Annotated in this window: 8 protein-coding genes; 2 read left to right on the top strand and 6 right to left on the bottom strand. The window is 67.7% G+C overall.

Translation table 11 applies throughout. The annotated features are described in order from the left end of the window. Window positions 1–277 precede the first annotated feature (277 nt). The 5 genes from ACTWPV_RS49355 to ACTWPV_RS49375 all read right to left on the bottom strand — a co-directional run bounded on the left by ACTWPV_RS49355 (window position 278) and on the right by ACTWPV_RS49375 (window position 4,566). Window positions 278–982 carry a nitroreductase gene (locus tag ACTWPV_RS49355; RefSeq protein WP_443157172.1) on the bottom strand — a complete coding sequence of 235 codons (705 nt, stop codon included), beginning with the start codon at window positions 980–982 and terminating at the stop codon, window positions 278–280. 5 nt (window positions 983–987) lie between these two features. Beyond that, window positions 988–1,314, bottom strand: a complete 327-nt coding sequence (locus ACTWPV_RS49360; RefSeq protein WP_443157173.1) for a hypothetical protein — start codon at window positions 1,312–1,314, stop codon at window positions 988–990. A 159-nt stretch (window positions 1,315–1,473) separates the two neighbouring features. Beyond that, entirely contained in the window at window positions 1,474–3,030 is a 1,557-nt protein-coding gene (locus ACTWPV_RS49365) for an ABC transporter permease (protein ID WP_443157174.1), read from the bottom strand. Further along, window positions 3,027–3,899, bottom strand: a complete 873-nt coding sequence (locus ACTWPV_RS49370) for an ATP-binding cassette domain-containing protein (protein ID WP_443157175.1) — start codon at window positions 3,897–3,899, stop codon at window positions 3,027–3,029. The genes ACTWPV_RS49365 and ACTWPV_RS49370 overlap by 4 nt, the downstream gene beginning before the upstream one ends. Continuing rightward, entirely contained in the window at window positions 3,892–4,566 is a 675-nt protein-coding gene (locus ACTWPV_RS49375) for a TetR/AcrR family transcriptional regulator (protein ID WP_443157176.1), read from the bottom strand. Before ACTWPV_RS49375 ends, ACTWPV_RS49370 begins: the two co-directional genes overlap by 8 nt. A 410-nt stretch (window positions 4,567–4,976) precedes the next feature. Between ACTWPV_RS49375 and ACTWPV_RS49380 the strand changes: the two genes are divergently transcribed. Together ACTWPV_RS49380 and ACTWPV_RS49385 are read left to right on the top strand one after the other, a co-directional pair. Then, window positions 4,977–5,138: a hypothetical protein gene (locus ACTWPV_RS49380; protein ID WP_443157177.1), complete on the top strand. Its 162-nt coding sequence runs from the start codon at window positions 4,977–4,979 to the stop codon at window positions 5,136–5,138. 583 nt (window positions 5,139–5,721) lie between these two features. After that, on the top strand, window positions 5,722–6,528 hold the full coding sequence (locus tag ACTWPV_RS49385; protein WP_443157178.1) for a DUF2306 domain-containing protein: 807 nt from the start codon (window positions 5,722–5,724) through the stop codon (window positions 6,526–6,528). Window positions 6,529–6,976: 448 nt separating this feature from the next. Here ACTWPV_RS49385 and ACTWPV_RS49390 read toward each other — a convergent pair whose 3' ends face one another. Beyond that, complete coding sequence (locus tag ACTWPV_RS49390; protein ID WP_443157179.1) at window positions 6,977–7,192, bottom strand: hypothetical protein; 216 nt, start codon at window positions 7,190–7,192, stop codon at window positions 6,977–6,979. Window positions 7,193–7,364: the final 172 nt, after the last annotated feature.

Consider the following 7,364-nt stretch of genomic DNA (forward strand, 5'->3'; position numbering starts at 1 on the left):
CCTGGTCCGTGCCGGGGCGACGTTCATCAACGGCAAGCTGGTCGAGCGGCCCGAGGAATCACCCGTCACCGAGGACCAGTCGAGAGCCGCCTAAAAAATCTTGATCCACAGGTCTTGACGATTGCTCGCCATGTCCCGGTGCGCCCCCAGTCAGAAGGCCACGCCGCGCGACCCGGCGGAGGCGGATGTCAAAGAGGACGCCCAGGACTGACCCGCCCATCCGCCCCTTGCACCGCGTTACAAGGGTCCGACCCTGTGGATCTTCACTGCCTGGCGATCACACCCCGATGAAGCTCACTGTCTCCATCATGTCCGCCCGCCCTGTACGCAGCCGTGGCACGCCTTCCTTCTCGAACCCCGCTGAGACACCGCAGAACAGTACGAGCCCGTCATCGGCTCCGACCATCTGGCTGACAGTCTTGCGATACATCGTCCACATCACCTGGGGGCAACTGTGCAACCCTTCCGCTCTCAGCAACAGCATGACCGTCTGCAGGTACATCCCTGCGTCCCCCCACTGTCCGGGCCCCATCGTCCGATCGAGGTAGCAGAACAGTACGACTGGCGCCCCGAACGCCTCCGAGTTCAAGGCAGCGATCTTCTTGGGCCTGTCGGGGTCGTCACGCTCGATTCCCAGCGCTTCGTACCGCTGCGCGGCCGCGGCGGAAAAGCGGTCCAGATACGGCGAGGTCAGTTCGGCCGGGTACATCGGATACTCCCGCTCATCACCCGGGTCTCCCGCCCGAGCCCTGGCCGTCGCGCGCCTTTTGAGTTCGGCCAAGGGCTCGCCGGTCACAACGTACACATGCCACGGCTGGAGATTCCCACTCGACGGAGCTCGCGTCGCTGTCGTCAGCACTCGTTCGAGTATCTCCTTGGGCACCGGCTCATCGCTGAACGCCCGCACGGCCCGGCGACTGTCCACGGCCTCATACACATCCACGTCTTCGCGCCCCTCACTCAAGACGATCAGCTCCTCCACCGTAGTCAGAGGAAAGCGGCGCGTTCCTGGAGGAGGTCGCCGCTCTCCTCGACCGCGAGGCCCTGCTGCTTGATTCGGCACCAGCGGCTGGGGGTTGCAGCCGTGGCAGGACGATCCGGACTCTCTACCCGCCTGGGCTTCCCGCCGCTGAGAGATTCTCCATCCACATCCACCTCGCTGACTCGCGCTCCTGGCGCGTACGCGCGCACGGTCTGACGTCCTGGCCGCCCGAGTTCGCCGCCCAGGTGCAGGGGGCGATCGAGCGGCATGTGACCGGCCCGCACGACGACGCCACTGGCGGCGCCGAACGGGACGAGCTGCTGCGGCGCCATCCCGACACTGGGCGCCTGGTGCGCGACTGGGCTGCGTTCACCTGCACTACCCCGCTGATTCCCGCCGCGTGATCGCGGCCAAGCAGCGCGGTGGTCGAGCCGAGCCTTGCCGGTGTCGTCGGAAGCGGCTCCGGTACCCCTCCTGCTGGACGGCCGGAGTCACACAGCCAGATCGCGGCGGCGGAGCCCGTACAGGCCCGCCACGGTGAAGCCGGCGGCCACGAGCGTGAGCCCGAGCAGCGTGCCCGTTCCCGGGCTGGCCAGCGTGGAGTAATGGACGTGCGCGAACGGGGAGACCATGAAGAACGAGTCGCTCACCAGCCCGACCTCCCAGCCGACCTCCACGGCGATGGCCAGCACCAAGGCGGTCCACCCCACGACCGCTCCGGCTCGCCGGAACAGCCCGAAGGCCGCCACGGCGATCCCGGCCATCACCCAGACGCCGGGCAGGAGGGTCGTGGTGATGGCCAGGCCACCGGCGAAGTCACCGCTGCCAAGGCCCAGCGCGAGGCCGGCGATCACCAGAACGGCGGCAGGCACCGCAACCGCGAACACGAGATGGCTGACCACCCAGCGCGTCCGGCTCACGGGAAAGGACAGGAAGAGTTCCGTGGCCTCCTCGCCGCGCAGGCGGAGCACCGTCATGATCGAGTACAGGGAGACGGAGTACATCGCCAGCTTGTACACGACGAGGCGGAAGAAGATCTCCGTGGGATCGTCGGTTCCCGTCCGCTCGGCCCAGAAATCCAGCGCGCCGCTCTGGGCGAACGTCTCGATGGCGGTCTGCCCGCCCAGCCCGACCGCCGCACCGATGAAGGCGGCACCCGCGACCCACCCCAGCGCCATGCCCCGGTGCATCCGCCACGCCAGCCCGAGCGGCCCGCGCAGGCCGTTCGGCGCATGGGCGGGACCGAGACGCGGCGGCACGACGCCGGCGCCGACGTCCCGACTGGCCGACAGCGCGTAGGCCAACCCGGTCAAGGCCGCGACGAACACCGCGACCAGCAGGAACACCCACCACCGCTCGCCGCCGAAGGCGTGGGCGCGCAGGATCCACCCGCTCGGCATGAGCCACCCCAGCCATTCCATGCTCGGGCCGCCCACGTCACTGACGCCGCGGACCAGGTAAGCCCCGAAGAACACGGTGAAGGCCGCGGCTCCGGCCACCCGAGCGCTCTGAGTCACCTGCACGGCCACCGCGGCCAGCGCGGCCCCCACCCAGCCGCCCGACGCGGCCATGAGCCCCCAGGCGAGGGAGCCGGCCAGGGGAAGCCCGGCGCTCACGCCGACCACGGCGATCAGCACGGCCAGCACCAGGTTCGCACACAGCACGACGGCGAGAGCAGCGGTCAGCGGCGCGTGCCGTCCCACGGCGGCCGAGCCGACGAGCTCGCGCCGCCCCTGCTCCTCGTCGGAGCGGGTGTGCTTGACCAGCAGGATGACACTGGCCAGGGCAGCGAAGATCATGGTGGCGGCGCCCCGCTGCTGAGCGGCGGCCGCGCCCAGGCTGTCGCCGTACGCCGGCCCCTGCATCAGAAGGATCACGGGGTTGGCCGCGATCTCGTTCGCGTAGTGCAGGCGCGCTTCGGGAGTCGGGAGCAACTGGCGGATGGTGGCCACCGTGGTGGTGACGAAGAGGGCGACCAGCAGGAGCCACAGCGGCTGCCAGACGCGGTCGCGGCGCAGGATCAGCCTGATCAGTGTCGGCGTGTTCATCGGTAGTGCCTCATGAACAACTCTTCGAGGGTGGGGGGCTGGGCGGAGATGTCGCGCACGCCGTACTGCGCCAGCCGGGCCAGCACCTCGCCGATGTGGTCGGTGTCGGCCTGGAAGCGTACGCGGCCACCGTCCATGCGGAGGTCGTGGACATGGGGCAGGCCGTCATCCGGCGCCGTGTCCAGCTCCGCCGTGACCGAGATGCGCGTGAGATGGCGCAGCTGCGCGAGCGTGCCGGTCTCCACGATCCGGCCGTCCCGGATGATGCTCACCCGGTCGCAGAGCGCCTCGACCTCGGCGAGGATGTGGCTGGAGAGCAGGACCGTACGGCCGGCGCGCCGCTCCTCGGTGATGACCTCGCGGAAGACCGCTTCCATCAGCGGGTCGAGACCGGAGGTCGGCTCGTCCAGCAGCAGTAACTCGACCTCGGAGGCGAGTGCGGCGATCAGCGCGACCTTCTGCCGGTTGCCCTTGGAATAGGTCCGGGCCTTCTTGCGCGGATCCAGGGCGAAGCGCTCGATCAGCTCGTCGCGCCGCTTGGCGTCGGTGCCGCCGCGCAGGCGGGCGAGCAGGTCGATCACCTCGCCACCGGACAGGCTCGGCCACAGGGTGACGTCGCCGGGGACGTACGCGAGCCGCCGGTGCAGCTCGACGGCCTCGGACCAGGGATCGCCGCCCAGCAGCCGGACCTCGCCTGCGCCCTTGCGCAGCAGGCCGAGGAGGATGCGCAGGGTCGTGGACTTGCCGGCGCCGTTGGGGCCGAGGAAGCCGTGCACCTCTCCTTCCCGCACGGTCATGTCCAGGCCGTCCAGCGCACGGACCCGGCCGAAGTCCTTGATCAGGCGGCGGATCTCGATCACATCAGGCATCGGGGTGCTCCTTCATGTGAAAGTCGGTGACGGCCTGACGGAGCCGGCTTCCCTGCTCCATGGCGAACCACTCACCCATGTGCGCGTAGACATCGGCCAGGGCGATGCCGATCAGGCTGGAGTGCGCGCGCTGCAACACGTCGACGCCGAGCCGCCGGGACAGATGCTCGTGCAGCACGATCGTGCCCAGATGCATCGCCGCCATCACGACGGCCCGTTCGCGAACCTTCGCTTGGCCGGGAGGGAAGTCATCGGGCCAGGTGGCCGTGAAGAACCGCTCGGCGACCTCGGCGCCTTCGTCGAACACCGCAGCCGCCACCGGGGAGCCCTCGACCAGGGCCCGCGCGAGGTAGCGGACGCTGAGCTCGCTCGCCTCGTACATCCCCCGCAGAAATTCGGGGTCGACGTCGGTCTCTTCCTGGATCTGGCTGGCGGCACCCAGGATGGCGTCGCGGACATGCTGGTCGCAGGCCTCCCGCAGCCCGTCCTTGGAGCCGAAATGGTGCTGCACCAGGCCGACGGAGACGCCCGCAGCGTCGGCGATGTTCTTCAGCGTGGCGGCCTTGACGCCCCGAGCGGCGAACTGGGCCAGCGCGGCGTCTCGGATGCGAGCGCGCGCGGTCAGGTCTTCCTTCGGACGGTCTCCGGCACTTGACGGTATTGACATACTGCTAACCATATCTTCATATTGTCGACCATATCAAGATATTGGCCGATGCCTGCTGGTGACTGCCGCGCTGCCTCCATCGGCTCCGGCTCGATCGGTCGCGCCTCCTGCGTGCAGCTTCAAACGCACGACAACGGCACCATCACCACGTCTCTGCCGTGGGCGTTCCCCAGCAGCAACGGGACCTGCCGCTGCACTGACCGGCCGCGCGAGGCAGGCCTAGACACCTACACCGTCGATCGGCTTGGCGGGGTCTCTTCCCGCCCGCGAAAGCGCACCACGACGTGCGAGTACTGAGCGTCACCCGATAGCCGCCACACGGGTGATTGCGCGAGCGCCGCTCGGCTTCGTCAGCGAGCGGCGCCAAGGTCCGCACGACAGGCGCGATGAACCGGCGAGCAGATGCGGCCGTGGCCCGACGCCTGAACCGGCTGCACCACATCCCGGCCCGCGTCGTGGAAGCCGCCGTGCTCGCCGTATGGGGCCTGCCGCTGACGGACCGGAGAACCAGCGAACTCCTCGACGACGTCGACGCGCCGCGGCTGCAAGGCCCAGGCCATGCGCCGCTTTGAGTTCGCCGCGGAGGGATCGGAGTTTCGAAACCGCTGATAATATGTCTGACATACGATGTAACCGTTAGTCAAGAAGAGGCGTTGTGCTGGTCCAATCCCATTCACCATTATGCCTCCAGGGCAGAACGTCCTTATAGTCGCTCCGCGTCCGAGTGGTATTGGCCCTCGCTCCACTCGTTCTCGCCATGCTGGGTAGTGCGCTCGGGGCCCGCGAGCGCACGAACGCCCGCGGGCCCCGAGAAGGTGGTTCCATTCGGGCTGGATGCAGTGAATCGAGTCGCGATAATGCCCCGGGCGGCTGGTCAGCGGTCTCAGATGAAGATCTGCCACCGCCCTGAGATACGCCAATCGAAACGCCGTCACGGGCTGACAACTAAGGGACCGCTTGGGAGCGCGTATGGCAACCACCAAGAACCCCGCCCAGGAAACCAGTCGCACCACGGCCAAGGCGAACAGCTAAGGCGCCGTCCACGGCGCTGGGCTCCTGCAAATCGGCACACCGGGAAGCCAACTGAGCTCAACTCGGTTTGGCGCTCCCATAACACTGTCAAACTCCGCAGTCGGCCATGACCTTGGCCAGCGCATGTACCTGACCCTGACGATTGAAGAGGAGATCAGTCAAATTACCATCACTTCTCCGGCCACGGGCAGCCGCCGGCGGTGGACCTTGTGGGGGTTGATGGCCGTCTCCGCGATCGCCATCGCCGCCTTCGCCGTACCGCCGTACCTGAGCGGTGACCCGGCCAACAGCAATCTCCCGATCAACCCGGACGCGGCGCACCACTTCCTGTCGCTCGTCGTGCACGCCGTTCCGTCCGGCCTGGCACTGGTCATCGGCCCTTTGCAGTTCCTGGCTCCCCTGCGCAACCGTCACCTCAAGGCGCACCGGGTCGCGGGCCGCGTCTACATGATCTCGGTGCTGATCGCCTCGATCGCCGCCTTCTTCGCCGCCACGTTCTCGGTCAGCGGTTTCCCCGCCAAAGTCGCGTTCTACGTGCTCACGGCAGCCTGGTTGTACACGCTGGCCCAGGCCTACCGGTGCGTCCGCCGCGGTGAGGTGCGGCTCCACCAGATCTGGATGATCCGCAACTACGCCCTGACGTTCGCCGCGGTGACCCTGCGCATCTACCTGGTCATCGGCATGGTGGCGCGGAAGCAGTTCACCTGGCTGACATTCGAGGACATCTACACCGCCAGCGTGTGGGCATCCATCCTGATCAACGTCGTCGTGGCCGAATACTTCATCGTCCACGGCATCCTGGCGCTGTCAGGCCGTCGCCGGCGGCGGCACGAGTCCCCATCCTCCACACCTGTCCTCACCGGAGCCGAGGAGAAGGGCGCGCGGAGTCCCGCTGGTCCAGATGGCGGGCCATCCAGTGACCATCGGTGATCTGCCTGATCAGGGGGTACGCGCCTTCCCGTGCGCCGCCCTGCCGGCTCGATCAGCCGTTCTTCCACGGCCTCGGGGAACTCCAGCGTGCCCGCACCCTCACCTCGGCCGAGAGGTCTCGAAGAAGAGCATGGGGCTCGCCCGTGCACACTTACCTCGATCGCAGAGCCGAATTCGGACCGGAGCAACTCGGCGAGCTTGCTCAACGCGAACGGAGGCCGATTCCGGTCGGCGAAGGGCATATTGACAAAGGGCCATTCTCAATATAGGCAACCCGCGGAGAGCGATCAGAAGCCATGTCCCAAGAAAGGATCGGCGGCTTCCCGGCCCGGGCTCGCACCACACGACGGCGGGCGCCGAACACCGGAAACAAAAGGTCACCCGGGCCTTTCCCGCCCTCATCACCATGTCGAGAGCGGGCGGCCCGCGGTTCGTCCGGAGCGCCGAATCAGTAACCGGCGTACAGCACCCAGGGAAAGACGCTGGAACCCGCTTCGCAGCAGGGTTCGTACTTGCAGCTCAACGGCACGTCAGGCCCGCTGGGCTTGAGATCGTACAGGGCGTCCATGCAGGCGGACTTCGTGGCGAACCGCTCCAGCTTCTCGGCCGCATGGGCGGTGCCGGACAAGGTCAAGAGCAGAATGGACGCCGTCAGGGCGGCCACGGCCAGTACGATGGCCGTCGAATCATCGATTGCCTCCTGTCTCACTGACGTGATCTCAGCGAATTGCCGGCAGGTAGTCGTGCTCGAAATGGGTGAGGACAAGTGCCGCGCGGGCGATGTCGCCGATTCGGCTGGGGCTGACGGTGATGTGCTGGAGGACCCGCCAGCGGCC

It is taken from the genome of Nonomuraea sp. KM88, from assembly GCF_052245635.1.
GTDB lineage: Bacteria > Actinomycetota > Actinomycetes > Streptosporangiales > Streptosporangiaceae > Nonomuraea.